The sequence below is a fragment of the Chryseobacterium ginsenosidimutans genome, from assembly GCF_024807225.1.
GTDB lineage: Bacteria > Bacteroidota > Bacteroidia > Flavobacteriales > Weeksellaceae > Chryseobacterium > Chryseobacterium ginsenosidimutans.
The window spans coordinates 386,016-412,463 of the sequence record NZ_JANUCO010000001.1; the positions used below are offsets into that span (position 1 = coordinate 386,016).

Consider the following 26,448-nt stretch of genomic DNA (forward strand, 5'->3'; position numbering starts at 1 on the left):
TTATTTTTTTAATGTTGGACGACTCTTACAAAACTTTTTTGTGAGAGTCGTTTAATTTTAAACTTATTTCTATTTTTGCGGGAAATTATTAATCATGAAAAAAACACTTTTGTTCTTTTTATTTTCAGTATTCATTTCTGCTCAGAAAAATCAGTTTATAGAACTTAGGGGTAATATAAAAGATAAAAATCATGTCGCGCAATCTCTTACTTTGCTTGATAAGAGAGAAGATAAAACCATAGGAATTGTTTCTCACAGGAAAAAGCCTTTTGAAGTAAAATTTGAAAAAGATGATCTGGAAAAATTATTTTCAGATTGGTTTTTAGAAGATAATAAAGAACGAGGAAAGACTCAATATTTCCTTATGTTGGAAGAACTAAAGGTTAATGATATTCCTGCTGAAAGATCAGTTACAGGACATCTGGAAATGCGGATGTCTACCTTTTTAAAAAGAAATGACAAATATTATTTTTTGAAGAAAATTAGAATTTCAAAAGATTATCCGCAAAGAGATCATGCTTATATCACGAGAGCTATCGCGGCCAAAATATCAGCAGAATTAACCAATATTGTAAAGGATTCATATACTGAAACTGGTTTGAATGTTCCTATTTCTGAGACCGATCTTGGAAATTATGAAAAAATAATTTCAGAACAGTTGCCGGTTTATAGTTCGCAGTCTTTTACAGATGGAGTCTACAGAGATTATAAATCATTTGCAGAACAAAAGCCGGATAAAGAATTTACAGTAAGAAAGAATAAAGATGGCATGATTAAAGGGGTGAAAAGAGTCGATGGTTATGATAATTTGAGTAAAGATATTTTTGCAATCATCGATAACGGAATTGCTTATAAAAAAACACCCATAAGTATCATCGAAATTGAAAAAGATGATGAAGGGATTTTTATAATGGCATCTCAGGAAGAAATCTTTCCTCAATATACCAGTACATCGATTATTGTAGGAAAAGGCGCTTCTGGTGTTATTGCAGGTATAGTAGTAGCTGTAATAGTAGATGTTGCAGCCTCAAAAATCCGCAAGCAGAATGCAATGTATTATAGAGTGGGAATTGATAAGCTTACAGGAGAATATATTTTGCCCGAAGACTTTGGTAAATCTAAATAGAACAACAAAAAAGAGAGACACACTGTCTCTCTTTTGCTTTATTTCTTATCTGTAGAATAAGAATAAGGAAAATCTTTTTCGTTGGTTCCCCTTTCTTTATTTGGTTGAGGAATCATATCAAACTTTAAGGTTACTCCTTTCATTAATTCTTCATGACTTAGCCAATTTTTAGAATATTTTTTACTGTTGAATTTTAATGAATTGACATATCGATTTTCGTCGCTATTATTATCAGCTTTAATCTCAATATTTTTTCCATTTTCTAAATGAATCGTAGCTTTTTTAAACAATGGAGCGCCCAGAAACATACTGATCCGTTGCGGGAGTTACAGGATAAAAACCAAGCGCCGAGAAAATATACCACGCCGAAGTTTGTCCGTTATCTTCATCACCACAATAGCCGTCGGGAGTTGGCTGATATAATCGATTCATTGTTTCGCGAACCCAATATTGTGTTTTCCAGGGTTCTCCGGAATAATTATAGAGATAAATAATATGTTGAGCAGGCTGATTTCCATGAGCATATTGTCCCATATTGGCGTTCACCATTTCCTGAATTTCGTGAATTGTTGAGCCATAATAAGAATCATCAAAAACAGGAGGCATTTCAAAAACTTTATCTAAATTTTTCGAAAACTCTTTTCTTCCGCCCATCAATTTTGCCAGTCCCTCAATATCCTGAAAAACCGACCATGTATAATGCCATGAATTTCCCTCTGTAAAAGCATCGCCCCATTTAAAAGGATTAAAAGGTGCCTGAAAACTCCCATCCTGATTTCTTCCACGTGCTAATTTTGTTTCCGGATCGATCACTTTCTGGAAATTCTGTGAGCGTCTGTAATATTCTCCCCATTCAGATTCTGGCTTTCCTAAAGCTTTTCCTAATTGAGCAATCGCGAAATCATCATAAGCATATTCCAATGTTCTCGCTGCATTTTCATCAATTTTTACATCATAAGGAACGTAGCCTAATTTTTTATAATATTCAATTCCCAATCTTCCGGTTGCTTGCGGGCCTTCATTATTTGCGCCGTGAAGCAAAGCCTGATACAAAGTTTCAATATCGTAACCTCGAAGACCCTTCATATAGGCATCTGCAACCACAGAAGCAGAATTATTTCCAATCATAATATCAGAATACGATGGGCTCGACCATTCCGGCAACCAACCGCCTTCTTTATAATCGCTTATTAAGCCTTTTTGCATCTCCACATTGATGCTTGGATAAACTAAATTTAAGAAAGGGTAGAGCGCTCTGAAAGTGTCCCAAAAACCTGTTCCTGCAAAGCGATATCCAGCTTCCGTTTTCCCTGAATATGGACTATAATGAACAATTTCTCCGGCTTTATTGATCTCATACATTTTATGCGGGAAACACAACATTCTGTAGAGTGAAGAATAGAAAGTTCTCATTTGGTCAATCGTTCCGCCCGCGACTTCAACTCTTTTTAATTTTTCATTCCAAGCTAATTTTGCTTTTTTAAAAGTATCGTCGAAAGAATCTTTACTTAATTCTCTTTGTAAATTCAATTCTGCCTGTTCTAAACTAATAAAAGATGAAGCAATTCTTAAATTCACTTTCTCACCTTTTTTTGTGGCAAAACCAACAACCGCCCCGCAATGATCTCCTGTAATTTCTAAGGTATCTTTTACAAAATCTTTATCTTTCCAAGTTGAATATTTTGTGAAAGGTTTATCAGCGTAAATCACAAAATAATTCTTAAAACCAACCAATTTTCCACGCGAATATTTCGTTGAATAACCAACAATTTTATTTTGAGAAGGAATAATCGTAATACTTGAACCTTTATCAAAAGCATCCACCACAAACCATGAATTCTTGGAATCGGGATAAGTTAGGCGCATTTGTGCGGCTCTTTCAGTTGGCGTTATTTCTGCGGTTACATTATGGTCTGCCAAATAAACACTATAATAATATGGTTTTGAAACTTCCGATTTATGAGAAAACCAACTTGCTCTTTCCTCTTCATTAAAACGCATTTTTCCGGTTATGGGCATGATAGAAAACATTCCGTAATCGTTCATCCAAGGCGATGGTTGATGGGTTTGTTTGATTCCACGGATTTTATCTGCATCGTAAGTGTATTGCCATCCGTTTCCGTTTTTTCCGGTTTGAGGTGTCCAGAGATTCATTCCGTGAGGAACAGCAATGGCAGGATACGTATTTCCGTTGGATAATGAAGGTTTTGAAAGTGAACCGATCAAAGGATTGACAAATTCTTCAGGATTTTCCGGTGCTTTTTCAATCCACTGCGATTTGAAATACACAAATGGAATAATTAAAAGGAATAAAAGAACTTTTTTCATGAGTAAAAGTAAGTTTTGGCTTTCTGTAAAGATTTTTTAAAGTGAAAAGTTAGAGAATTTATAAAGAATAAAAGTGAGTTTTTCATTTTTATTGGTTTTCCTCTCTGTTTGTCATCCCGTAGGGATCTAGGCAAAGTTATTAGATATTAATTTGGAAAGATTCGTGTTTAGATCCCTACGGGATGACAAACGGAGCGTTTATTCGAAATCTTGAAAGGAACGGCTGCAATCTTAGCCCCGATCGCAGCTTTTGTTTGAGCTCATTTTGTTTATGTATCGGCGCGGCAGCAAAGCCGCCGCGCCGATACATAAACAAAATAGCGAGTGCGAAGAGCGGGAAATAGCTTCTAAAAAAATTAAATCATTTTAAGCTTTAAATTAAATTTTTACGTGACAAAATAAGAATGAGGAATTGTCTTGCTTTTTTTTATCTTTGCAAATTACAAGGTTCTTAAATGAAAAACATACGAAATTTTTGCATAATCGCTCATATCGACCACGGTAAAAGTACTTTGGCGGATCGACTATTGGAATATACCAATACGGTAACCCAAAGAGAATTACAGTCTCAGACGCTGGATGATATGGATTTGGAGAAAGAACGTGGGATTACGATAAAATCTCACGCCATCCAAATGGATTATGAGCTTAATGGCGAAAAATATATTTTAAATCTGATTGATACACCGGGACACGTAGATTTCTCTTACGAAGTTTCCCGTTCTATTGCTGCTTGTGAAGGGGCGCTTTTGATTGTGGATGCTGCTCAAAGTATTCAGGCACAGACAATTAGTAATCTTTATTTGGCGTTAGAAAACGACTTAGAAATTATTCCTATTCTTAATAAAATCGATCTTCCATCTGCAAATCCGGAAGAAGTTACCGATGAAATCATGGGTCTTTTGGGATGTAAATACGAAGATGTTCTGAGAGTTTCCGGGAAAACAGGAGAAGGTGTTCATGATTTGTTGGAACAGATTGTCAACAGGATTCCGGCTCCGGTTGGAGATCCGAAAGCCCCGCTTCAGGCATTGATTTTTGACTCTGTTTACAATCCTTTCAGAGGGATAGAAGCATATTTCAAAGTGGTGAACGGAAGTATTTCTAAAAACGAAAAGATTAAATTTTTCGCAACAGGAAAGGAATATGGCGCAGATGAGGTGGGAACTTTAAAACTAAAGCAAGTTCCAAAGAAAACAATCGAATGTGGTGATGTAGGTTACATTATTTCTGGTATTAAAGATGCAAGAGAAGTAAAAGTAGGTGATACGATTACCTCTTTTGTAAATCCTGCGGACGCTGCAATCGATGGTTTTGAAGAAGTAAAACCAATGGTTTTTGCCGGAATTTATCCTATTGAATCTGAAGACTTTGAGGAACTAAGATTCTCATTAGAAAAATTAAGATTGAATGATGCTTCTTTGGTTTTCGAACCCGAAAGTTCAGCAGCACTTGGTTTTGGTTTCCGTTGCGGATTCTTAGGGATGCTTCACATGGAAATCGTTCAGGAACGTCTGGAGAGAGAGTTTAATATGAACGTTATCACAACGGTTCCCAACGTTTCATACCATGGATATTCTAAAAAAGACCCCGAAACTACAATTTTAATCAACAACCCGTCTGAAATGATTGATCCCAATCTTTTAGACCGAGTTGAAGAGCCTTATATAAAAGCTTCTATTATCACTAAATCTGATTTCGTGGGGGCTGTAATGACGCTTTGTATCGAGAAAAGAGGGGAGATTGTAAACCAAAGTTATTTAACGGCAGACAGAGTAGAACTAACCTTCAATATGCCTTTGGCAGAGGTTGTTTTCGACTTCTACGACCGTCTAAAATCCATTTCTAAAGGATATGCATCATTTGATTATTCACCAATCGGAATGCGTTCTTCGAAATTGGTGAAAATGGATATTCTGATTAACGGAGATATGGTAGATGCTTTATCTTCATTAATTCACGATTCTAATGCGTATTACATCGGTAAAAAGATGTGTGAAAAACTTCGTGAACTGATCCCGAGACAGCAGTTTGATATTGCTGTTCAGGCAGCTTTGGGAGCGAAAGTTATCGCCAGAGAAACCATTAAAGCATTAAGAAAAGACGTTACTGCAAAATGTTACGGAGGAGATATTTCAAGAAAGAGAAAGCTTCTTGAGAAGCAGAAAGAAGGTAAAAAGAAAATGAAGCAGATTGGTAGAGTAGAAGTGCCGCAATCGGCGTTTATGGCTGTTTTGAAACTGAATGATTAGTAATAAATAAGTCATTAAAAAGGCAAAAAGATAAAAGTGAATCCGCAGATTTTTTCTGCGGATTTTTTATTCAAGAAATCCTTCATGAAGCATTTTTCTTATAATATTTTCATCAACAGAAATTTCGAATTCTTTTGATTCGGCAGTTCCAAATTCGATTTTTGCTTTTCTTTTTTCTCCTTTTTTAAAATATGGACAAGAGTAAATTAATATTTCATCAGGCTTTAATTCAAAATATGAAATTTTTTGTAACTCGCTTCCCCGAAGTATATAATTACTATTTCTTACATGTCGAAATTGAGTATTATTTAAAATCCAAAGATCAACACTTTTAGGATCGGTAGGAATTTTCAAAACCTTAGTGGAGATATTTTTTATAATTACAGGAAAGGCCTTGTATTTCTTTATTTCGTTGGTTTTATAATATTGTTTATAAAGAGGAATTGTATCTTTTTCTCTGACAAGAATTGATAAATTCTTACTGTTTAAGGGGTCTGCGAAAACTTCGTTAGTTTCGAGAATTTTAATCTTTTCTGTTCTGAAGAAAGATTGTTGTGCCAGTTCAATAGAATCTTCAAACTTTTTTCTTGTTTTTGAATTTTGAATATCATCATTATAAGGTGTCACTGGCGGTATAATGTATTTGTAATATTTTACTGCAATTTGAGGACGAATTTCACCAATATAAATCAGTGGTGTGCCTCGGTGAGTTAAATCGTTATTAAACTCTTGAAAAGTCAGTTTTTCATCTTTCGGGAAATCCAAAACAATATCATCCCCAAAAGTTTTCTCCTCTTTACAACCTATTAATAATACGACTAAAACCAAAAGAAATTTATTCATTCACGTCTTTTTTAAAGAATTTTGAATGTACAAAAAAACCGCCTCAATCGAAGCGGTTTTTGGTTGATTATTTTTTGCGGGTATATTTTATTTCCATTGTTTTATACTCTTTTCCGGTCTTAGAATCGGGTCCGTACATTTCCATAACGTGATGATTATCGTCTACAATTGTGAAAACTTCTCTCACATCACAGTTTTCTCCGGGTCTTGTCGGATCTGTCATTTTTCCTTTAAATTCAATTGATTTTTTTGAGGAATTCCATTCGCCTTCCATATTCATAATTCCAGTTCCCATATTATCAATCCACGTACTTACAAACTTCTTTTTTGCGTTGTCATAACCCACGATGCTCATTCCTTCGAAAGGCATTCCCATGAAATTTCCTTTATGTTCGCCCACTTGATAACGTCCATCAAAAACCATTTTATTGGTAGCTTCCGAAGTGGTTGTCATTGGTTTTCCGCCGTTTTCCATCCACATTGTATTTTCTCCGGTCCATGTTCCGTCAGATTTTGCAAGCATTTTGTGCATTTCTCCCGGAGTTGCATAATCCATCCAGGCTTTGTTTGCTGTGGCAGAATCTACAGGTTTCCATTCTTTACTCGTTAAAGAATCTGCTTCTTTTCCTGTTTTCACATCCATTTTTACTTTGTCGCAAGCAATAAAAAGAAAAGCTGTTGAGACAGCAAAGAATAAATTTTTCATAATTGTTTAGTTTTAAGTTGTTTATAAATTTAATGAAAATTCTTTAATTGTAATGAAGATTAACTCAATGAAAATTAACAGAATAAAAAAAATGGTCGTAAAAGTTTCTTACGACCATATAGTTAATAATTTATAGTTTAATTAAATTACTGATATTGTTGGAGGACTAAAAGTAACTGGAGAATTGCTAAAATTGCTGGTTAAACTTTTATTCAGATAGAACTTTGTTCCGTTTTCGCAGCCAACTATTCTGTAGGTATCAGGTAAGTTTTCAAATTTTATATATTGTCCGATTGTAAACTTTTCAGAATTACTAACAGAATCTAGATATTCTTTCCCATTAGTTCCAGAGGCGGTTACGTTAGTTAAAAAGTTTCCACTATCTATTGTACCACTTTGTTTTACTACGTTAAGATTTCCAGCTGTATCTACAAACGTTTGCCCTTTTTCAAATGTGCCTACTTTTTCTACTATATTGGATTTTTGATAATATGGCAAAATTTTCGGATTTTCATCTTCAATTGTAAAATAGGTAATATCGGTGGCAATTAATATATTTTTTTCTTGAAGATTATACATTGTCAATCCTGCAGAAAAACCATTAAAATCAGTTGTAGAAGGATATAAATTCTCAGCTGGAAGAATAAGAATGAACAAACCTTCTCCTCCTTGTTGACTCAGCATTCCTTTTACATATTTTGGGGCAGGCAGTGAATGGATAATATTATTTTCTTGATAAAAGATACTAAAAAAACCATCTGAAGCAAAATTCCCTAATCTTTGGTCTATTTTAAAAGCAGCCCCTAAATATGCAGGGGTTTCTTTAAAAGTCATCGTAGCTCCGCCATTAAAAAAAACAGGAGAAGAATTATCTTTATTACCAAAACTATCATATTGCTCCCCGTTGATATACAATGTTTTTGAACTTGGCGCTTTTACGGTAGTAAGATTATTCAATGTATTATCAAAAAGATAAGAAGACCCTTTGGTATCGGAGAATTTGATTATAGTCCCATTTTTCTTTGCGTTTTTGTTGAGAAAAATATTGGGGGAAGTGGCTAGGTTTTCTACAATTTCGCAGGCATCAATGTAAAGATTAGATGTATCTTTATTAATAATTTGCAATCCTGAAAGATCAAATTCTATAAGACCAAAATCGGCAGCCATTCCATCTGTATTATTTCCTGAAATTTCAACTTTGTTTTGATTAGATAATGCGGTAGTATTCGTAAATGAAATGTAGTCGCCATTGCTATTTTTTGGTAATGAGGAAATATATACAGCGTTACTTTTCATTGTTTCAAAATGATTTCCAAAAAACTGAACGGTACAATTACTGATCTCAATATCAACTGCATAATGTTTAGGCTTTTGAGGATCTATGTAATAAGAAAAATCTGTTGAACCTTCAAAATTGTTATCTACTATTCTTACCAAATCTTTAGCAAATTTTCCATAGATTGTCCTTGCATTATCATGACATTTGTTATTTTCAAAAACAAATCCCCAGCAAAGATTACGCTTTTCGTTATCATCAGCAAAACCGAAATATACACATTCATCATTTTGAGAAAATGCACAGCCGGTAATTTGTACGAAAGCAACATTATAAGCAGTTACACTTTTAAATGATATAGCGCGATTGAAACCTCTGAAATGACAGTCTCTGACAATAAAAGGCCATGTAGGTCCGTTAAATTCAGACTTGAAATCAATAGCATAGGTTGTTCCTGGGGTTGTTTCTGTTGTTTCGATTCTTCCTTCTTTTGATAAAAATTGTATAGACTCTATAAATATAGGATCTGTTACTGTATTTTTAAATACAAAGCCACTGCTGTTTTGAGGAATTATCAAAGAACATCCTGAAAATGGAGAATGCGGCTGTTGTCCATTCCACCAACTTTCTTCTCTCAAAAGTGCGCCTGAACCAATAAATTTTACTCCACCTCTTGAGTTTTCAACAGGAGTATTAAGAAGGTAGTTTCCGGGCGGAAAGAACAACGTTTTTTGGGATGTTCTCTCGCAAAAGTCAACTGCTTTTTGGATTGCCTCCGAATCATCCGTTAATCCATCTCCGATAGCACCGTACATTTTTACAGTGATGTAGTCATTTAATACTCTTTTGTAATATTTGTGCTCATGCTGAATATACACTACATGATCGCAAAGGCTGTCATCCATAGGTGTAGTATTGTCATACCACATTTCTGTTTCTACATATTTACACTGTTCGCCAGTATATTTGTCAATAATTAATAAGTCGCTCATTTTTTTCAAATTAAATTATAAATTGGTGTTAGTTATTCTGCAGAATAATTGAACTTTCTTTAGCAAAAATACTTGCTGATAGCGACAGAAACTCGACGTATTAAATAAAATTTACAAATTAAATTAAGGTAAAAATTAATAAAAAGATGTAATTTTGTGTATTCACAACGCAAATTAAAACAATGGAGTCTCCAAAAAAATTACAGGATATAAAAGTTGCTGTAGATGCAGTTATTTTCGGATATTTTGATAAAAAAGATCTGCAGATTCTTTTGATTAAAAGAAATATTGATCCCTTCAAAGGAGGTTGGGCGCTTCCGGGAGGGTTGGTTTTAGATGATGAAAATCTGGATGATGCCGTAAAAAGGGAATTGCACGAAGAAGCAGGCATAAAACCAGATTTTCTAGAGCAACTCTATACTTTTGGTAATGTGGGTCGCGATCCGCGAAATAGAGTGGTTTCTATCGCGTATTTGGGGCTTGTCAATCCTTCTTATCACGAGCTTTTTGCTGATTCTGATGCAGAAGATGCGCAATGGTTCGGTATTAACAGTCTTCCGAAGCTGGCTTTTGATCATCAAAAAATTATTGATATTGCTTTAAAAAGACTTCGTACCAAAATTCAATACCAACCGATCGGCTTTAATCTTTTGAATGAAGAATTCCCTTTTTCAGACCTTGAAAATCTTTATAAAACGATCATCGGACAGGAAATCGACCGTCGAAATTTCCGCAAAAAAATAATGAGTTACGGACTTTTGAACGAAACAAATAACGTTAAAAAAGAAGGCAGCGGAAGACCCGGAAAATTATTTACTTTTAATCAGGAAAAATATAAAGAACTTGAAGAAGAAGGTTTTTATTTTGAAATTAAATAGTTTTCTAAACACGAAAAGCACAAATATTTTGAGCTAATTTTAACGAATATTTTTATTAAAATTTACAGATTCTTAAAAAAATAACAACAAATATCAAGATCAATAGCAACGGACTTCAGTCCGTTTTTTTATTTAGATCGAGCAAATGCTTTAGCTAAAATAGATAATAATCATTTAAATTGGTGTTACTTGTGAAAATATTTGCGTCATTCGTATTTAAATAAAATAAATTTTTATCATTGATAATCAGTTGATTAAATTAATTAGTGTAAAATTAACACAAATAAATTTGGTTAATAAATCCATATTATTTTAAATTTGTGTAAAAATAACACAATATGAAATACACATTACAAAATACAATAGAAAGCTTTCAGAGAAAAGAGAAGTTAAATTTTCTGTTCTTTTGGGGACACACGGTGAAAGATGAAATGACAAAAGCATGTTTCAGCCAATGGTTTCCTTTGGAGTTTCAGGAAGATGGAATTATTTACAAAACAGCAGAGCATTTTATGATGGCTGGAAAAGCAAAGCTTTTTAATGATAATGAAACGTTGAAAGAAATATTAACATCTGAAACTCCAAAACAGGCAAAAGATTTAGGAAGAAAAGTGAAAAATTTTGATGCTCAGCTTTGGGAAGAAAATAAATATGAAATTGTAAAAAAAGGAAATTTTTTGAAGTTTTCGCAAAATGAAAATCTAAAAGATTTTCTTCTTTCAACCCATGATAAAATTTTAGTAGAAGCAAGTCCGTACGACAGAATTTGGGGAATCGGAATGCTGGAAACAGATCCAAAATCACAAAACCCATCACTTTGGAACGGTGAAAATCTTCTGGGATTTGCTTTAATGGAAGTAAGAGACGAATTAAAAAGGTAAAAACAATAACGAAACACAAGATATTAAGTATGAAAAAGATAGAATTACATCCACAGATATTTTTGATTGAAAATTTTCTTTCCAATGAAGAATGTGATCACTATATAGAACTCACTCAGGACAAGGTTTTTGAAGAGGCAAAAATCAATATGCGTGGTCGACAACTCATAAATAAAGGAGTCAGAAATAATGACAGATTGATGATTTTTGATAAAGATTTGGCAGAAAATCTCTTCAGAAAATCAGTTGAATTTCTTCCTCTAATTCATCAGGATTACAAAATTTTAGATTTTAATGAAATGTTCAGAATCTATAAATATTCTCCCGGACAACAATTCAAGATGCATCACGACGGAAGCTATATCAGAAATGAAAAGGAGAAGAGTTTTTACACCTTCATGGTGTATTTAAATGATGATTTTGAAGGAGGTGAAACGGAATTCGAAAATCTATTCGAAGTTGCTCCAAAGAAAGGTTTCTGCTTTGGTTTTTCATCATCCGTTGAGACACGAAGGAAAAACTTTAATTAGTGGAGAAAAGTATGTTTTGAGAACGGATGTGATGTATTTAAAAGTTTAGAAAAATGAAAAAGATATATGTATCAGGAAATGGAAATCTATCTTGGGAAAATTTTCATCAATTTTATATTGAACCCTTAAAAAAATTAAATCTTTCCGAATGTGAGTTTATTATCAGAGATTTTTCAGGAACAGATACTTTAATGATGGAATTTTTAAAGGATAAATCTGAAAACGTTACGATTCTTCACGTCGGACAAAGACCAAGATATCTTATCAATAAGTTTAAAACCAAGGCAGAAAAATGGAATGTAATAGGCGGCTTTACTTCGAATTATGAAAGAGATCTATTCGGAATTGAATTGTGCACTCATTTTCTTGCCATCGATTTTAATACGGATGAAAATAGAAAAAGTGGGACATTAAAAAACATTGAAAAGTGTCTGAATTTAAATAAGATTAAAATCAAATAACCATGAAAACTATACAATACTTAAAAGGAGACGCTACAAATCCTCAAGCAGAAGGGAATAAGATCATTGTTCATATTTGTAATGATATTGGAGGTTGGGGAAAAGGTTTTGTAATGGCAATTTCCAAAAGATGGAAGAAACCAGAAAATGAATATAGAGAATGGTTTCAAAGTGAAGAGAATTTTAATCTTGGAGAAATTCAAATGGTTCAGGTTGAAAGCGATATTTGGATTTGTAATATGATTGGACAGCATAAAACAATTTCAAACTCCAAAGGAATTCCGCCGATAAGATATGAAGCTGTTGAAAGCTGTTTGGAAAAAGTTTCGATTGAAGCTTTAAAAATCAATGCAAGTATTCACATGCCGAGAATTGGCTGCGGTTTGGCAGGCGGGAAATGGGGAGAAGTAGAATCAATCATTACAAAGACATTATTAAAGGATGATGTGGAAGTAAATGTTTATGACTTTGGATAAATTAAAATCATGAAACTTAAATTAAAAAAATATAAAGAACAACTACAAGATTGGCCTCAAAAAGGGCATCACATCATGGCTCAGTATGATGATGAAAAAATAATTGTTTATCAGTCTTATCGAAAAGAAATTGGTGAATTTGCTATTCAAAATCAATATTTCGGAGGAGATTTCAGCTTGGAAAGAATGACCTGGATAAAACCAAATTTTCTCTGGATGATGTACCGAAATGGATGGGGAACGAAAGAAGGACAAGAATCTGTTTTGGCAATTCATTTAAAAATGGATGCTTTTAAAAAGTACTTAGAAAATGCCGTTTATTCTTCTTACAACGAAAGGTTAGAATTATCAAGAGAAGAATGGCAAAACCAGGTAAAAGAATCATCTGTGAGATTGCAGTGGGATCCGGATCATGATCCTTTCGGAAATAAATTGGAGAGAAGAGCAATACAAATTGGGTTGAGAAATGAATTCATCAAATCTTTTGCTCAGGAAGATATTATTTTAATCGAAAATATTTCAACTTTTGTGAAAGAACAGCATCAGTTTGTTTTAAATGATGGCTTGGATAATTTGATGATTCCTGAAGAAAGACCATTACTATTTGATGAAAATTTGAATAAAAAATTGAGATTAAATGAAAACAAATAAACTTATTCTTGCCGAAAAATCTTTAAAAGGAATTTCCTTTGGCGATGCTTTTGGAGAAAGTTTTTTTGGAGAAGAAAGCTTAATGAAGAACCAGATTCATCAAAAAATTCTGCCTGAAAGCTTGTTAGATTTTACAGATGATACAATTATGGCAATTGCTGTTTTTAAATCATTAGAAAAATTTGGAGAAATAAATCAGGATTTTCTGGCAGAAGAGTTTACGAAGAACTATTATTTGGATGTCAACAGAGGTTACGGACCGTCAATGCACCAATATTTCAGAGCTGTAAAAAGCGGAGAAAACTGGAAAGAAGTTTCTTATTCAAAGTTTGAAGGACAAGGTTCGATGGGGAATGGCGGAGCGATGAGAGCATCAGTAATGGGAGGCTATTTTTATGATGATTTGGATAAGCTTAAACTTAATGCAGAGCTTTCCTGTGAAGTTACTCACGCCAACAAAGAAGCGATAGAAGGAACAAAAACAATTGCGTTGGCGGCGGCTTTTGCCATTCAGGAAAAATTAGGAACTATACAATTGAATCAACGGGAATTTATCCAAAAAATTCAAAATGAGTTAGATGATTCGGATATGAAAAGTAAGTTAAATAAAGTTCTTTATTTAGAAGGAAATCCAAGCATTGAATTATTGGTGAAAACCTTAGGAAACGGAACGAAAATGACCGCTCAGGATACTGTTCCGATTGTTATCTGGATGATTTCAAGATACCGAAATAATTTTGAAGAATGTCTTTGGAATACCGTTTCTGCTTTAGGAGACAGAGATACGACTTGCGCAATGGCGGGAGGAATAAGCGCTTTATGTGGTGATGAAAATACAATTCCTCAGTGGACGAAAAATGTAGAAAATTGGAAAAAAAGCGAATTTTATGAAAATTGAATTAATAAAAGGCGATATCACCAAAATAAAAGCCGACGCAATCGTTAATGCTGCCAATTCATCTTTATTGGGAGGTGGTGGAGTTGACGGAGCAATTCATCGTGTGGGAGGAAAGCAAATTTTAGATGAATGCATTGAAATTAGAAATAGACAGGGAAAATGTAAAACCGGTGAAGCTGTCGTGACAACAGCCGGAAATCTTCCTGCAAAATATGTCATTCATACGGTTGGTTCGGTTTGGAATAATAATGAAGAAAAAAGCTCAGAATTATTGGCAAATTGCTATAAAAATTCTTTGAAATTGGCAGAAAGCCTCGATGTTAAAACCATTGCTTTTCCAAATATCAGCACAGGAGTTTATAGATTTCCAAAAGAATTGGCTGGAGAAATTGCTGTTCGTGAAGTCCAGAATTTCAAATCTGAAACCATTGAAAAAATTGTTTTTGTTTGCTTTGACGATGAAAATGAAATGATTTATAGACGACTTTTAAATCTTTAAAACCATGAAAAAAACACTACTTTTAGCAATATTGATCCCGTTTACCAATGCTTTTTCTCAGGAAAAAGATTCGATCAGAGATATTCAGGAAGTTGTGATACAAAGTGAGGCGGGAAGATTGCAGGCGGTGAATTTTCACAATATCAATCCGGCTAAAAGTATTCAAAATGTAGGGAAGGAGCCTTCATTTTTATTGTCAGAATCTGTTCCGTCGGTTACGGCATATTCGGATACGGGCGGAAATAATGGTTATTCTTATTACAGAATTCGTGGGATTGATCAGACGAGAATCAACATTTCTATGGATGGAGCACCGATGAATGAGCCGGAAGATCAGGGTTCTTATTTTTCGAATTATCCGGATATTTTTAATTCTTTTGATAAAATTCAGATCCAGAAAGGAGTGGGTTTATCGAAGAACGGAACGGCAAGTTATGGCGGAAGCATTCAGTTGTTTTCTCCTGATTTAAAAGAAAAAAACCTTGAATTTGGAGCAAATTATGGTTCGTACAATTCATTGAGGTTGTACGGAAAATACACTTCAGGAATTAAAAATAATATGGGAATTCATGTGAGATTATCCGAAATTTATTCTGATGGTTACAAGTATAATTCCTCTAATCATGGACAGTCTGCGTTTATCAGCGGCGGAATTTTCAAAGATAAAAGTATCTGGAAATTCAATGCATTGATGGGAAATCAAAGAAATCAACAGGCTTGGTTGGGTGTTACTCAGGAACAAATTGATAAAGATCCGCGAACGAATGGAAACAGGGATGAAAAAGACCGGTTTTTTCAGACGTTTCTGCAGGTTTTTAATCAGACGAAACTAAGCGAATCTTCTTCTCTTCAAAGCAGTATTCATTATACGAATTTGAATGGAAATTATGATTTTAACGTAAATAATTTCATCGGATTGCCGGAAAATGGAGAAATTTACAATTATGCTTTTAACTCGAATTTCTTGGGATTTTACACCAATTTTCAGAATAAATTTAAAAACGGAAAAATTGTCGCCGGAATTAATGGAAATGTATACAGTAGAAATCACACGGGAAGCGAGCTTTCTTTGGGAGAATTGTACAGAAATACAGGGTATAAAAATGATGTAAGTGCTTTTGCTCAGGCAGAATTTAAGGCTGGAAAGTGGGTTTTTTCCGGAGATGTTCAGTATAGATTTGCAGATTTCAGATATAAAGGAGATCTTTCGATGAATGAATTGGAGTGGAATTTCTTTAATCCAAAAGTTGGAATTAATTATCTGATTAACAATGAGTCAAACGTGTATTTCAGTTTGGGAACAGTAGGAAGAGAACCGACCAGAAATGATATTTTTATGGGAAATGATAACTTGATGTTGGGTGAAAATAATCAATTAGCGCTTGGAACCATTACGCCTGAATATGTGACTGATTATGAGTTAGGTTACCGTTTTAATAAAGAAAAAATAAAACTGGAATTCAATGTCTTTTACATGGATTTTAAAGATGAAATTGTCCTCAACGGAAACTTCGGACCCAACGGATTGGCGTTAACCAATAAAGTGGATAAAAGTTACAGATTGGGAGCAGAAATATCATTCAATTATCAGATGAATGAGCATTGGAATTTGAAAAATAACTCGTCTTTTTTGTATTCAAGAATTAAAGAAGAAAATATTTCGTTTAGTCCGGTATTGACTCCGAAATTTATTGTAAATCAGGAAGTAAGCTATAAATTGAAGAATTTTACGATTAACGTAAGTTCCAGATTTCAGGGCAGTTCGTATATGGATTTTTCAAACACTGCAAAACTTCCGTCTTATGTAATTTTGAATTCCGGAGTTTTGTATGATTGGAATCAATGGCAAATCGGATTTTTTGTGAATAATATAACGAACAAGCGGTATTATAATTACGGTTACACGGAAACAGATGGCACGGGAAAATATTTTATTCAGATGCCGAGGAATTTTATGGCTTCTTTAAAATTTAAAGTTTTTTAAAATGAAGGGTTTTGTATTTGGAAAGTTTTATCCGTTTCATATCGGTCATCAGAAGATGATCGAATTCGCCCTTGAAAAAGGAAGTGTAACGGTTTTGGTATGTGCCGAAGAAAAGGAAAAAATAGACGGAAATATCAGAAAAGAATGGATTAAGGAAACTTTTAAAGGGAACAAAAATCTGAAGGTTAAAGTTTTTAAATACGATGAAAATAATTTCCCTAATACTTCTGTTTCAGACTGGGAAGTTTCCAAAATATGGAGTGAAGTTTTTAAAGAATATTTTAAAGAGGAGGAGTTTCTCGTGACTTCTGAGGAATATGGCGAAATGCTTTCTATGATTATGGATATCGACCATTTTATGTTTGATGAAAACAGGGAAAATATTCAAATTTCAGCTTCAGAAATTCGTGAAAATTTGTTTGAAAACTGGAATTATCTTCCGTTATCTGTTCAAAAATATTTTGCTTTAAAAGTTGTTTTTCTTGGCACGGAATCTACCGGAAAAACTGTGATGACAAATAATTTATCTGAATATTTTGGAGCAAACAAGGTTTCAGAAGCGGGACGAGATCTTATTTCAGATTCAAAAGAATTTGATTGTAATGATTTGAAAAAAGTGTACACAGAACACGCCAATCGAATTGAAAATGTGGATTATCGTGAAAGTTTTTTAACGTTGATCGACACTGATATTCACATTACAAAATCGTATTCTGAATTTATTTTCGGTAAAAAATTATCGGTTCCGGAAGAAATTATAGAGAAAAATAAAGCCGATCTCTATCTTTATTCCACGAAAGATGCAGAGTATATTCAGGACGGAACAAGGCTTGAAATCGATGACAGAAATAAATTAGACGAAAGCCATCGAAACATTTTAAAAGAAGACAAAATAGATTTTTTGGAAATTTCCGGAAGCTGGAATGACAGGGAAAAAATGGCGGTTGAAAACATCAAAAATTTAATTTTGAAAAGACAAATGATGTTCAAAAATTAATCTGATTGTCCCATAATCCAGCAGAGTTGAAAAGACTTTGGGTTCTTTGCTAAGTAGAACGCCTTTGCGAACTTTAAAATCAACAGCATTATTTGCAAAAAATCTTTGTGGACTTTGCGTTTAAAAAAAGGCATTATTATTATTATTAAAAGCGGACATTCAAGAAAATTAATATTTAATAAAAAACAAATGAAAAAATTAACCATATTAAGCGGTGCCGGAATCAGCGCCGAAAGCGGAATAAAAACATTCAGAGACGGAGATGGTCTTTGGGAAAATCATAGTATAACAGATGTTGCAAGTCCGGAAGGATGGCGAAAAGACAGAGCTTTGGTATTGGAATTTTACAACCAGAGACGTCGCCAGATTCATGAAGTACATCCAAACGATGCACACAAATTAATTGCAGATTTAGAAAAACATTTCGATGTTCAGATCATCACACAAAATATCGATGATCTGCACGAAAGAGCAGGATCTACAAACATTCTTCATATTCACGGAGAATTGTTGAAATCTTGCTCATGCAATAATAAAAATCTTGTTTACGATCAAAAAGAAGATATCAATATCGGAGACAAAGCAGAAGATGGAGCTCAATTGAGACCTTTTATCGTTTGGTTCGGAGAAGATGTTCCTTCGATGAAAGAAGCGACAAAAAAAGCAAAAGAAGCAGATATTTTCCTGGTAATCGGAACGTCTCTACAGGTTTATCCGGCTGCAGGATTGCTTCATGATATTAAAGATGATTGTCTTTTAATTGTAATCAATCCCAACGAAACAGGCTTCGGATACGGACAAAGAGCGGTCGTAATGAAAGAAACCGCAACAAAAGGAATGCAATTATTATTTGATAAATTAGTAAATCTTGCCTAATGGAAAACATTGTAAAAGCTGGGGTTTTTGGGGTTTGCATCGCTGATGCGTTGGGTGTTCCGGTGGAGTTCAGAAGCAGGGAACAATTAAAACGCTCGCCGGTTACAAAAATGAGAGCTTTAGGAACACATCATCAACCTGCGGGAACGTGGAGTGATGATGGTTCTTTAACGTTATGTCTTGCAGATAGCCTTTGTAATGGATATAATTTGGAAGATATTGCTTTGAAGTTTTTACAATGGTACAATGCGGAAATTTGGACTCCACACGGAAGAGTTTTCGATATTGGAATAGCAACTTCACAAGCCATCCATAGAATTAGCAAAGGAACTTCCCCTACTTTATGTGGTGGAACAAGTGAGTTTGATAATGGCAATGGTTCGTTGATGAGAATTTTACCGTTATTATTTTATAGTAAAGATTTTCCTATTGAGAAACGTTTTGATATTACAAAAGATGTTTCCAGGATCACACACGGACACATTCGTTCTACTTTGGCTTGCTTTATTTATTTGGAACTCGCTTTGGAAATTCTGAAAGGAAAAGATAAATGGGATGCGTACAAAACAATGCAGACAACAGTTCGGAACTTTTTGGATCATAATCCGATTTGTTCTCAAGATGAAATGGATAAATTCCATCGAATTTTAGAATTAAAGGTTGGCGAATATGATCTGGCTCCGTTACATATTTTGAAAGAAGAAGAAATAAGTTCATCAGGTTACGTTCTCCACAGTTTAGAGGCTTCATTATGGTGTTTTCTAAATTCTGAAAGTTATTCTGAAGCAGTTTTGAAAGCAGTCAATTTAGGAGAAGATACCGATACAACAGGAGCGATTACAGGAGGAATTGCCGGAATTTATTATGGTTTTGAAAATATTCCTGAGGAGTGGGTTGCTGAATTGGTGAGGAAGGAGGATATTGGAAAACTGTGTGAGAAATTAAATGAGAAATTAAAATGAAAACAGTCACATTTTACGTCTTGCTTGGATTGAAGGATCTTGAGTTTTTGGATAAAAATAGTTTTACAGTACTACCATCTAATGAAATACCTTTTACTTTCAAGAAGGAGGATATTGAAAAATATGCAGAAACTTCAAAAGAGTATACAGATAATATTTTAATTACAGCAAGAGTTGAGTGTGACTTGGATCGGTTTACTGAATACAGAGATTCTCATCCAGACGAAAATTTGACTGAGTTTGGAGGACTTTCAGAAGTAAAAACGGATACGCTTAATCATTCTTTAATTGATAAAATTATAATAGAAAATGTTTTTGGAAAAGATCTTCAAAACTCTAATAATGAAAAAATACTATCAATTCTTGAATTTGAAGAGTCCTTTTTTAGTTTTAGATTGAGGACTTTTCTAAATACTAATTCCAGGGATGTAATTCCAGCGGATTATTTTGACGAACCCGTTGAGGATAATATTATGAAAGAAGAAAATGATGAAAATTTTAAAAAAATTGTCAAAGAACAAAGAGATTTTATAAATGAAACTAAAGAGATTACTTCAAAAATCAATACGGTGGAAGAGGCTGTTGACTTTTTAATTAATAAAGATTTAAACAAAAAGGATTTTGAAGAAATTAAAAATAAATCTGTAGCAAATCAATTTGAGGAAACTGTAGAACATTTTGGCTATGGAATGTATCTTCGCAATTTCTTTATTTATCCAAACGAAAATAAAATTTTTCTTGAGAATTTAAGAAACTATAAAGGTCATTATATAGATGATTTTGGGGAATTTGGGGTAGGAATCATCGGAGATTTACTATGGAGGAAAATAAATAATTGTGAAACAACAGAACAAAATAGTACAAAAATAAAAGAAATTCAAGAAAGAATTAACAGTGATATTGAAAGAGATTCTCATTGGGATTTGCATATCAAAATGAAACTTCTTTCTTATAATTTTACAGAAGATGAGATTGAAAAACATCTGAAATTACAAAAAAAGATGGATGATGAAAATGCTAATTTTGATGAATATTATTTTCAACAAAAAGCTCTTTTAGCAAGATTAAATGAAGAAGAAAAACAAACTTTCGAAAATTTGAAACAAGATTATTTAAACATACAAAATGTAATAAATAAACTAAAACACAAACCATGAACGAACAACAAAATAAAAAAACAAGCAAATTCCTGAGCTACGTTCTCAGGCATCATCCCGAAATTATCGGGTTGAATTTAGATGAAAACGGATGGGCAAATGTTGATGAATTAATCACAAAATCAAAAAGAGATTCTTATGAAGGTTTTACCTTTGAAGAACTGGATGAAATTGTGCAGACCAATGCTAAAAAACGATTTGCTTTTAATGAAGATAAAACAAGAATCAGAGCCAGTCAGGGACATTCGATTGATATTAATCTGGATTTAATTCCACAACAGCCGCCCGAATTTTTGTATCACGGAACGGCTCAAAATAATATCGATTCCATTTTAGAAAAAGGTATTGAAAAAAGAAACCGACAACACGTTCATTTAAGCATCGATAAAGAGACCGCAACAAATGTCGGAATGCGCCACGGAAAACCGATTATTCTGACCATAAGCACAAGGAAAATGTTTGAGGATGGTATCGAATTTTATCTTTCAGAAAACGAAGTCTGGCTGACGGATTTTGTGGATGCAAAATATATTGCGCATAGCAAAGATTAATATAAAAAAATAATACTCTTATAAAGAATATTTATTTATATTAAATATTTCTTATATTGGTGTATTAAATCGGGGTGTCCGAAAAACGTACAGAGTAGGAAAATCAAACAAAATCATTATGAAAAAATTAAACAAAATCTCAAGAGAAAATTTAAAATCTATTAAAGGAGGAATTACTCAGGAATGTGCAGCTTGGTGGGGATCAGGTAGACCATATTACAGTAATCAGGCAACCTGCCTTCAAGCTCCTTCAAGTGATCCTGAATTTGAAAATATTTGCACAAATCAATGTGGACGTTGGTATGTGGTGAATTACTAATTAATGAATAAAGTAAAAAATGCCCCTGTAAAGTATCAAACTTTTAGGGGTTTTTTTATGGAAAACAAAATTTACAGTTTAGGAAAATCAAAAAAAGAGATTCTCGTGGAGCTTTACCTCTTTTAACGAAGATAAAACCAGAATCAGAGCCAATCAATTGATATTAATCTGGATTTAATTCCACAACAGCCGCCCGAATTTTTGTATCACGGAACGGCTCAAAATAATATCGAATCCATTTTAGAAAAAGGAATTGAAAAAAGAAACCGACAACACGTTCATTTAAGCTTTGATAAAGAAACCGCAACCAGTGTTGGAATGCGCCACGGAAAACCGATTATTCTGACCATAAGTACAAGGAAAATGTTTGAAGACGGAGTTTTGTTTTATCTTTCAGAAAACGGAGTTTGGCTGACAGATTTTGTGGAAGCAAAATACATTTCGAGATGACGGATCGGGAATTTTTAGATGAGATAAAAAACTTTTCTCTTGATAAAGAAGATTTAATTAAAAAAGGTGATGATTTATTAGAAAAAGGGGCGAGTAAAGTTTCAATTATACACTTCATCATAGCACACAAAAATTGTAAATTATCAGAAGCAATGGAAATTATTGAATCTTGTCCGAATTATAACAAAAGATTTAAATGAAAAGAACATTAGCAATAGGAGACATTCACGGAGGATTCAAAGCTTTAATGCAAGTTTTGGTAAGAGCCCATGTTACCGAAAATGATACCTTAATTTTCTTGGGAGATTATGTCGACGGTTGGAGCGAATCTTCCCAAATTATCCGGTTTTTAATGGAACTTTCCCAAAGGCAGGAATGTATTTTCATTAAAGGAAATCACGATGCATGGACAGAAGATTGGCTTTCTTTCGAAAATGCTCCCGATGTATGGCTTCAAAATGGGGGAAAAAGTACAGTTGAGAGCTATTCCGATTATTCTTTGGAAGACTTGGAAAAGCATCTGGAGTTTTTCCAAAAAATGAAAAATTATTATGTTGACGAAGAAAACCGTTTGTTTATTCATGCGGGTTATTCGTCTATGCATGGTCCTGAAAAGGAAGTGTATTCCAGCAATTACCGTTGGGACAGAACGCTTTGGGAAACTGCTGTTGCGATGGATAAAAAACTTGCGAAAAACTCAGAATTATATCCCAAAAGATTTCTTTTATTCAACGAAATTTTCATCGGTCACACCCCGACTTTACATTTAGGAATTACTAAACCTGTCAACAAAGCCAATATCTGGAATCTCGATACAGGAGCAGCTTTCACCGGATCTTTGACGATGATGGATGTCAATACAAAACAATTCTGGCAAAGCGATCCGCTACCGTCTTTATATCTTGATGAAAAAGGGCGAAATAATTAAATTGAATAAGATATTCCCACAGATTTCACAGATGTTTATGTTTTAATTTCTTAAAAAAAATATGCGCAATCATCTGTGTAAATCCGTGTGATCTGTGGGAAATAAAATCACAAGTAAAGCTATCATTCCTTAGAAATCTAGACACGAATCTTTCCTAATTAATCTCTAAAAACTTTGCTTAGATCCTACGGGAAGACAAACAGAAAGGAAATAACAAACCTTATGTTTAATTCCTTTGCTGAGTGAAACGCCTTTGCGAACGAAAATATACGAACAGTTGTAAAAAAAAATCTTTGCGACCATTGCGTTAAAAAATATTTCTATTCTACAAAAACGAAGTAATTTTGAAGCTCGAAATATCACTTCAATGAAACTGAAATATCTTTTATTTTTCCTGAGTTCATCTTTGTTTTTTGCTCAAAATAATTTTCAGACACCTTTTGAAAAAGGAAATGGAAATCAAACCGTTACGTATGACGAAATGAATTCTTATTATCAAAATTTAGCAAAAAACTTCAATACGATTCAATATCTTAAAAAAGGAGAAGACGATAACGGAAAACCGATTTATGTCGTGGTTTACAATCCTTTTCCTGAAAAAGATGTAGATAAATTAAGAAAAGAAAAAGCCATTTTGTTCGTCAACAACGGAATTCATCCCGGTGAACCCGACGGAATTGATGCAACGATGATGTTGATGCGAGATTTAGCAACAAAGAAAATCAAAACGCCACAGAATTTTATTATTGCTGCGATTTCGGCTTATAATGTAAGCGGAATGTTGAATCGCGGTTCGTTTTCCAGAGCCAATCAAAATGGTCCTGAACAATATGGCTTTCGTGGAAATGCACGAAATTATGACTTAAACAGAGATTTCATTAAGACAGATTCTAAAAATGCCAGAAGTTTTCAGGAGATTTATCAATGGCTGAAACCTGATGTTTTTATTGACAATCATGTGAGTAACGGAGCCGATTATCAATATACTTTCACTTATATTTCTACTTTTAAAGAGCGTTTGGGGAATGTTTTGGGTGAGTATTTCTACAACAATTATCAGGCTAAAAACCTCGAAGATTTAAAGAAATTAGGGTATGAAAGTACACCGTATGTCAATATTCATGGGGATATTCCGGAGGTTGGTTTTGCTTCGTTTGAGGATTCTCCGAGATATTCTACGGGTTATACGACACTGTTCAATTCTTTGGGAACGGTTCCGGAAACGCATATGTTGAAACCGTATGATAAAAGAGTGGATGCGACGTACAAATATATGTTGGTCAACCTTCAGAATTTGGATAGAGATTATAAAAAAATCAAACAGCTTCGAATTGAAAATTTAAAACAATATCAAGCCGGAAAACAATATGGAATCCGATGGAAAATAGATTCTACGAAATATTCTACGATGGATTTTAAAGGATATGAAGGAAAATATAAACCGAGCGAAATTTCCGGAAAACCGAGATTGTTTTATGACAGAAATAAACCTTTCACAAAGAATATAAAACTGTTTACAACGGCAGTTCCTACAGGTTACATCACGATTCCGAAATATTATGTGATTCCGCAGTCACAATATCGTGTGATTGAAGAATTCAAGAGAAATAAAATTCAGATGAAACCGATTCAAAAAGACAGTACAATTGCGGTGGAATCTTATAAAATTAATGATTTTAAAACTGTTAAAAATCCTTACGAAGGTCATTACTCACATTTTGAAACAACGGTTGACAAATCAAATAAAAAGCTGATTTTTTCTGCGGGAGATTATATTGTTCCGACCAATCAGGAAGGGGTAAAATATATTATTGAAACACTGGAACCGGAAGCACTGGATTCTTTCTTCAACTGGAATTTCTTCGACGGGATTTTAGCGCAGAAAGAATATTATTCAGCGTATATTTTTGAAGATACTGCGGCAGAATTATTGAAAAAAGATAAAGATTTAAAACAAAAATTTGAAGCCCAAAAAGCTTCCGATAAAAAGTTTGCAGAAGACGGAACAGCTCAGCTGGACTGGATCTACAGAAATTCTCCTTATTTCGAGGAAAAAACTTTCAGACAATATCCGATTTATAAAGTCTTGTAGATTTTTAAATATTATGGAATTAAAGCTAACAGGTTTAAAATAAAAAAAGACGTTTCACACAGAAACGTCTTTCATTTTATCTTGGTAAGCCTCTTTTTAAAGCAATTTCTGCTCGTTTGACGGCTACTTTTTCTTTCCAGTCCATGTATTTCTTTTTGAACTTCTTCTTCATGACATCATCGAATTTACGCTGAACCGTAAGATTCCATAAAGATTGTGCTTTTACCGCCCACGATTTGTCCCACGCTCTTAAAGAAAGAGAGAAACTTCCGTCTAGATATTTCATCCAGTGCCACCAACCGGTTGGCATGAATAACGTATCGCCGTGCTCAAGATAGCAGTCGATTCCTTCGATACCATTTAAGGCAGGATATTTTTCGAAATCCGGATGTTCAATATCATAATCTTCCAAGGCGTAAGTAGCGTAAGGAAGCTGATAGAGTCTTTCTTTCCATTTGTTTTCAAATAACATCACATGCTTTCTCCCATTAAAATGAGTGTGGAAGATGTGCGCCAGATCGATATCATAATGCAGAAACGTCACAGAACCTTTACCCCCGAAAAACATTCCAGGATATTTGTCTAAAAAGCCACCCATCAATTCTTTTGGAGGAATATACTCTTCAAGTAGTTTTGAGGCGTGTTTTATTGGGTCAAAAAAGAAAATTCTAAGATCGGTAGGCTCTCTTTGGATGAGGTCTATATAATCTGCAAATTTCATTTTTGTAGTAGGAGTATTAAGGGGAACTGCAGGATCGGCTTTTTTAGAATCATAAAGGGGCACTTCTATATCTCCAACGACTTCCTTTACGTATTCCATGGTCCATTTTTGATATGCAGGCCATTTTTTCGCCATGTTTTTTATTACAACAGGCTTTCTTGGCTTTAGATATTTTTGAATGAATTCTTCTTGCGTAATGTCATCTACGATATCTATAGGCTTTAAGTTGATTCCCATTTATTAAAATTTAGTGTTACAAAATTATTAAATAAAAGTAGATGTTAACATGTTTAATCTTTTTTTAATCTATGATTCAAATCATTTTTACCTATTTGGACTAAATATATACATGAAAACTCTTTTTTAAGAGCCTTATTCTCGTATAAAGATAAACCCAGTAAGGCTTGTTTATATTTTTCAATTCTTTTATTAAATTACAACAATTTGCAGAAGCATCGCTTTTTTTATCAATTAAAGTGAAATACCAATAATCAATAAATTTCGGCATACAATAGAAAAATATCACTATGTTTGTAGTGATAAAAGATTGATTTAACTTTTCCATTTAAAATCAATCTTTATAGATGTGTAACAAAAAGCTTTAACCATTAACT

24 protein-coding genes and 1 pseudogene are annotated in these 26,448 nt (G+C 33.6%); 20 read left to right on the forward strand and 5 right to left on the reverse strand.

What is annotated here, in order from left to right:
• Positions 1–94 precede the first annotated feature (94 nt).
• Entirely contained in the window at positions 95–1,126 is a 1,032-nt protein-coding gene (locus J3D55_RS01870) for a hypothetical protein (protein ID WP_259127579.1), read from the forward strand.
• A 38-nt stretch (positions 1,127–1,164) separates the two neighbouring features.
• Here the strand turns inward: J3D55_RS01870 and J3D55_RS01875 are convergent.
• Positions 1,165–3,454: pseudogene (locus J3D55_RS01875) on the reverse strand (GH92 family glycosyl hydrolase).
• Positions 3,455–3,909: 455 nt separating this feature from the next.
• Here J3D55_RS01875 and lepA point away from each other — a divergent pair.
• Entirely contained in the window at positions 3,910–5,706 is a 1,797-nt protein-coding gene (gene lepA, locus J3D55_RS01880; RefSeq protein ID WP_259127580.1) for a translation elongation factor 4, read from the forward strand.
• A gap of 66 nt (positions 5,707–5,772) precedes the next feature.
• On the opposite strand, the gene J3D55_RS01885 is transcribed toward lepA, so the two are convergent.
• The 3 genes from J3D55_RS01885 to J3D55_RS01895 all read right to left on the reverse strand — a co-directional run bounded on the left by J3D55_RS01885 (position 5,773) and on the right by J3D55_RS01895 (position 9,523).
• Positions 5,773–6,549, reverse strand: coding sequence for a hypothetical protein (locus J3D55_RS01885; protein WP_259127581.1), 777 nt, complete (start codon positions 6,547–6,549; stop codon positions 5,773–5,775).
• Between the two features lie 67 nt (positions 6,550–6,616).
• Positions 6,617–7,255: a DUF1579 domain-containing protein gene (locus J3D55_RS01890; protein ID WP_259127582.1), complete on the reverse strand. Its 639-nt coding sequence runs from the start codon at positions 7,253–7,255 to the stop codon at positions 6,617–6,619.
• A gap of 141 nt (positions 7,256–7,396) precedes the next feature.
• Complete coding sequence (locus tag J3D55_RS01895) at positions 7,397–9,523, reverse strand: glycosyl hydrolase family 28-related protein (RefSeq protein ID WP_259127583.1); 2,127 nt, start codon at positions 9,521–9,523, stop codon at positions 7,397–7,399.
• Positions 9,524–9,705: 182 nt separating this feature from the next.
• Between J3D55_RS01895 and J3D55_RS01900 the strand changes: the two genes are divergently transcribed.
• The 18 genes from J3D55_RS01900 to J3D55_RS01985 all read left to right on the forward strand — a co-directional run bounded on the left by J3D55_RS01900 (position 9,706) and on the right by J3D55_RS01985 (position 25,113).
• Positions 9,706–10,401: an NUDIX hydrolase gene (locus tag J3D55_RS01900; protein WP_259127584.1), complete on the forward strand. Its 696-nt coding sequence runs from the start codon at positions 9,706–9,708 to the stop codon at positions 10,399–10,401.
• 338 nt (positions 10,402–10,739) lie between these two features.
• Entirely contained in the window at positions 10,740–11,282 is a 543-nt protein-coding gene (ybiA, locus tag J3D55_RS01905) for a riboflavin biosynthesis intermediates N-glycosidase (RefSeq protein ID WP_259127585.1), read from the forward strand.
• A gap of 29 nt (positions 11,283–11,311) precedes the next feature.
• Complete coding sequence (locus tag J3D55_RS01910; RefSeq protein WP_259127586.1) at positions 11,312–11,812, forward strand: 2OG-Fe(II) oxygenase; 501 nt, start codon at positions 11,312–11,314, stop codon at positions 11,810–11,812.
• A gap of 53 nt (positions 11,813–11,865) precedes the next feature.
• Positions 11,866–12,273: a hypothetical protein gene (locus J3D55_RS01915; RefSeq protein WP_259127588.1), complete on the forward strand. Its 408-nt coding sequence runs from the start codon at positions 11,866–11,868 to the stop codon at positions 12,271–12,273.
• A 2-nt stretch (positions 12,274–12,275) separates the two neighbouring features.
• Positions 12,276–12,749 carry a macro domain-containing protein gene (locus tag J3D55_RS01920; RefSeq protein WP_259127590.1) on the forward strand — a complete coding sequence of 158 codons (474 nt, stop codon included), beginning with the start codon at positions 12,276–12,278 and terminating at the stop codon, positions 12,747–12,749.
• A 9-nt stretch (positions 12,750–12,758) separates the two neighbouring features.
• The gene (locus tag J3D55_RS01925) at positions 12,759–13,400 is read left to right on the forward strand and encodes a DUF4291 domain-containing protein (RefSeq protein WP_259127591.1); all 642 of its coding nucleotides are present in this window, start codon (positions 12,759–12,761) and stop codon (positions 13,398–13,400) included.
• Positions 13,387–14,298 carry an ADP-ribosylglycohydrolase family protein gene (locus J3D55_RS01930; RefSeq protein WP_259127593.1) on the forward strand — a complete coding sequence of 304 codons (912 nt, stop codon included), beginning with the start codon at positions 13,387–13,389 and terminating at the stop codon, positions 14,296–14,298. Before J3D55_RS01925 ends, J3D55_RS01930 begins: the two co-directional genes overlap by 14 nt.
• Positions 14,288–14,797, forward strand: a complete 510-nt coding sequence (locus tag J3D55_RS01935) for an O-acetyl-ADP-ribose deacetylase (protein WP_259127596.1) — start codon at positions 14,288–14,290, stop codon at positions 14,795–14,797. Before J3D55_RS01930 ends, J3D55_RS01935 begins: the two co-directional genes overlap by 11 nt.
• A 4-nt stretch (positions 14,798–14,801) precedes the next feature.
• On the forward strand, positions 14,802–16,781 hold the full coding sequence (locus J3D55_RS01940) for a TonB-dependent receptor (RefSeq protein WP_259127597.1): 1,980 nt from the start codon (positions 14,802–14,804) through the stop codon (positions 16,779–16,781).
• A 1-nt stretch (position 16,782) separates the two neighbouring features.
• The gene (locus J3D55_RS01945; protein WP_259127598.1) at positions 16,783–17,778 is read left to right on the forward strand and encodes an AAA family ATPase; all 996 of its coding nucleotides are present in this window, start codon (positions 16,783–16,785) and stop codon (positions 17,776–17,778) included.
• A gap of 189 nt (positions 17,779–17,967) precedes the next feature.
• On the forward strand, positions 17,968–18,654 hold the full coding sequence (locus J3D55_RS01950) for an SIR2 family NAD-dependent protein deacylase (protein WP_259127599.1): 687 nt from the start codon (positions 17,968–17,970) through the stop codon (positions 18,652–18,654).
• Positions 18,654–19,616, forward strand: a complete 963-nt coding sequence (locus J3D55_RS01955; protein WP_259127600.1) for an ADP-ribosylglycohydrolase family protein — start codon at positions 18,654–18,656, stop codon at positions 19,614–19,616. The genes J3D55_RS01950 and J3D55_RS01955 overlap by 1 nt, the downstream gene beginning before the upstream one ends.
• Positions 19,613–20,773 carry a hypothetical protein gene (locus J3D55_RS01960; protein WP_259127601.1) on the forward strand — a complete coding sequence of 387 codons (1,161 nt, stop codon included), beginning with the start codon at positions 19,613–19,615 and terminating at the stop codon, positions 20,771–20,773. Before J3D55_RS01955 ends, J3D55_RS01960 begins: the two co-directional genes overlap by 4 nt.
• Positions 20,770–21,324 (forward strand): RNA 2'-phosphotransferase, encoded by a 555-nt coding sequence (locus J3D55_RS01965; protein WP_259127602.1) that lies wholly within the window; start codon positions 20,770–20,772, stop codon positions 21,322–21,324. The genes J3D55_RS01960 and J3D55_RS01965 overlap by 4 nt, the downstream gene beginning before the upstream one ends.
• 118 nt (positions 21,325–21,442) lie before the next feature.
• On the forward strand, positions 21,443–21,643 hold the full coding sequence (locus tag J3D55_RS01970; protein WP_259127603.1) for a hypothetical protein: 201 nt from the start codon (positions 21,443–21,445) through the stop codon (positions 21,641–21,643).
• A gap of 201 nt (positions 21,644–21,844) precedes the next feature.
• The gene (locus J3D55_RS01975; RefSeq protein WP_259127605.1) at positions 21,845–22,093 is read left to right on the forward strand and encodes an RNA 2'-phosphotransferase; all 249 of its coding nucleotides are present in this window, start codon (positions 21,845–21,847) and stop codon (positions 22,091–22,093) included.
• Between the two features lie 196 nt (positions 22,094–22,289).
• The gene (locus tag J3D55_RS01980; RefSeq protein ID WP_259127607.1) at positions 22,290–23,021 is read left to right on the forward strand and encodes a metallophosphoesterase; all 732 of its coding nucleotides are present in this window, start codon (positions 22,290–22,292) and stop codon (positions 23,019–23,021) included.
• 367 nt (positions 23,022–23,388) lie between these two features.
• Complete coding sequence (locus J3D55_RS01985; RefSeq protein WP_259127608.1) at positions 23,389–25,113, forward strand: M14 family metallopeptidase; 1,725 nt, start codon at positions 23,389–23,391, stop codon at positions 25,111–25,113.
• 76 nt (positions 25,114–25,189) lie between these two features.
• On the opposite strand, the gene J3D55_RS01990 is transcribed toward J3D55_RS01985, so the two are convergent.
• Complete coding sequence (locus J3D55_RS01990) at positions 25,190–26,071, reverse strand: cupin-like domain-containing protein (RefSeq protein WP_259127609.1); 882 nt, start codon at positions 26,069–26,071, stop codon at positions 25,190–25,192.
• Positions 26,072–26,448: the final 377 nt, after the last annotated feature.

Coding starts and splice junctions, on each gene's coding strand:
- J3D55_RS01960 (WP_259127601.1), top strand. CDS start 19,613: ATGAAAACAGTCACATTTTACGTCTTGCTTGGATTGAAGGATCTTGAG.
- J3D55_RS01895 (WP_259127583.1), bottom strand. CDS start 9,523: ATGAGCGACTTATTAATTATTGACAAATATACTGGCGAACAGTGTAAA.
- J3D55_RS01950 (WP_259127599.1), top strand. CDS start 17,968: ATGAAAAAATTAACCATATTAAGCGGTGCCGGAATCAGCGCCGAAAGC.
- J3D55_RS01970 (WP_259127603.1), top strand. CDS start 21,443: ATGAAAAAATTAAACAAAATCTCAAGAGAAAATTTAAAATCTATTAAA.
- J3D55_RS01885 (WP_259127581.1), bottom strand. CDS start 6,549: ATGAATAAATTTCTTTTGGTTTTAGTCGTATTATTAATAGGTTGTAAA.
- J3D55_RS01920 (WP_259127590.1), top strand. CDS start 12,276: ATGAAAACTATACAATACTTAAAAGGAGACGCTACAAATCCTCAAGCA.
- J3D55_RS01915 (WP_259127588.1), top strand. CDS start 11,866: ATGAAAAAGATATATGTATCAGGAAATGGAAATCTATCTTGGGAAAAT.
- J3D55_RS01955 (WP_259127600.1), top strand. CDS start 18,654: ATGGAAAACATTGTAAAAGCTGGGGTTTTTGGGGTTTGCATCGCTGAT.
- J3D55_RS01935 (WP_259127596.1), top strand. CDS start 14,288: ATGAAAATTGAATTAATAAAAGGCGATATCACCAAAATAAAAGCCGAC.
- J3D55_RS01945 (WP_259127598.1), top strand. CDS start 16,783: ATGAAGGGTTTTGTATTTGGAAAGTTTTATCCGTTTCATATCGGTCAT.
- J3D55_RS01910 (WP_259127586.1), top strand. CDS start 11,312: ATGAAAAAGATAGAATTACATCCACAGATATTTTTGATTGAAAATTTT.
- J3D55_RS01870 (WP_259127579.1), top strand. CDS start 95: ATGAAAAAAACACTTTTGTTCTTTTTATTTTCAGTATTCATTTCTGCT.
- J3D55_RS01900 (WP_259127584.1), top strand. CDS start 9,706: ATGGAGTCTCCAAAAAAATTACAGGATATAAAAGTTGCTGTAGATGCA.
- lepA (WP_259127580.1), top strand. CDS start 3,910: ATGAAAAACATACGAAATTTTTGCATAATCGCTCATATCGACCACGGT.
- J3D55_RS01930 (WP_259127593.1), top strand. CDS start 13,387: ATGAAAACAAATAAACTTATTCTTGCCGAAAAATCTTTAAAAGGAATT.
- J3D55_RS01890 (WP_259127582.1), bottom strand. CDS start 7,255: ATGAAAAATTTATTCTTTGCTGTCTCAACAGCTTTTCTTTTTATTGCT.
- ybiA (WP_259127585.1), top strand. CDS start 10,740: ATGAAATACACATTACAAAATACAATAGAAAGCTTTCAGAGAAAAGAG.
- J3D55_RS01940 (WP_259127597.1), top strand. CDS start 14,802: ATGAAAAAAACACTACTTTTAGCAATATTGATCCCGTTTACCAATGCT.
- J3D55_RS01925 (WP_259127591.1), top strand. CDS start 12,759: ATGAAACTTAAATTAAAAAAATATAAAGAACAACTACAAGATTGGCCT.
- J3D55_RS01990 (WP_259127609.1), bottom strand. CDS start 26,071: ATGGGAATCAACTTAAAGCCTATAGATATCGTAGATGACATTACGCAA.
- J3D55_RS01965 (WP_259127602.1), top strand. CDS start 20,770: ATGAACGAACAACAAAATAAAAAAACAAGCAAATTCCTGAGCTACGTT.
- J3D55_RS01980 (WP_259127607.1), top strand. CDS start 22,290: ATGAAAAGAACATTAGCAATAGGAGACATTCACGGAGGATTCAAAGCT.
- J3D55_RS01985 (WP_259127608.1), top strand. CDS start 23,389: ATGAAACTGAAATATCTTTTATTTTTCCTGAGTTCATCTTTGTTTTTT.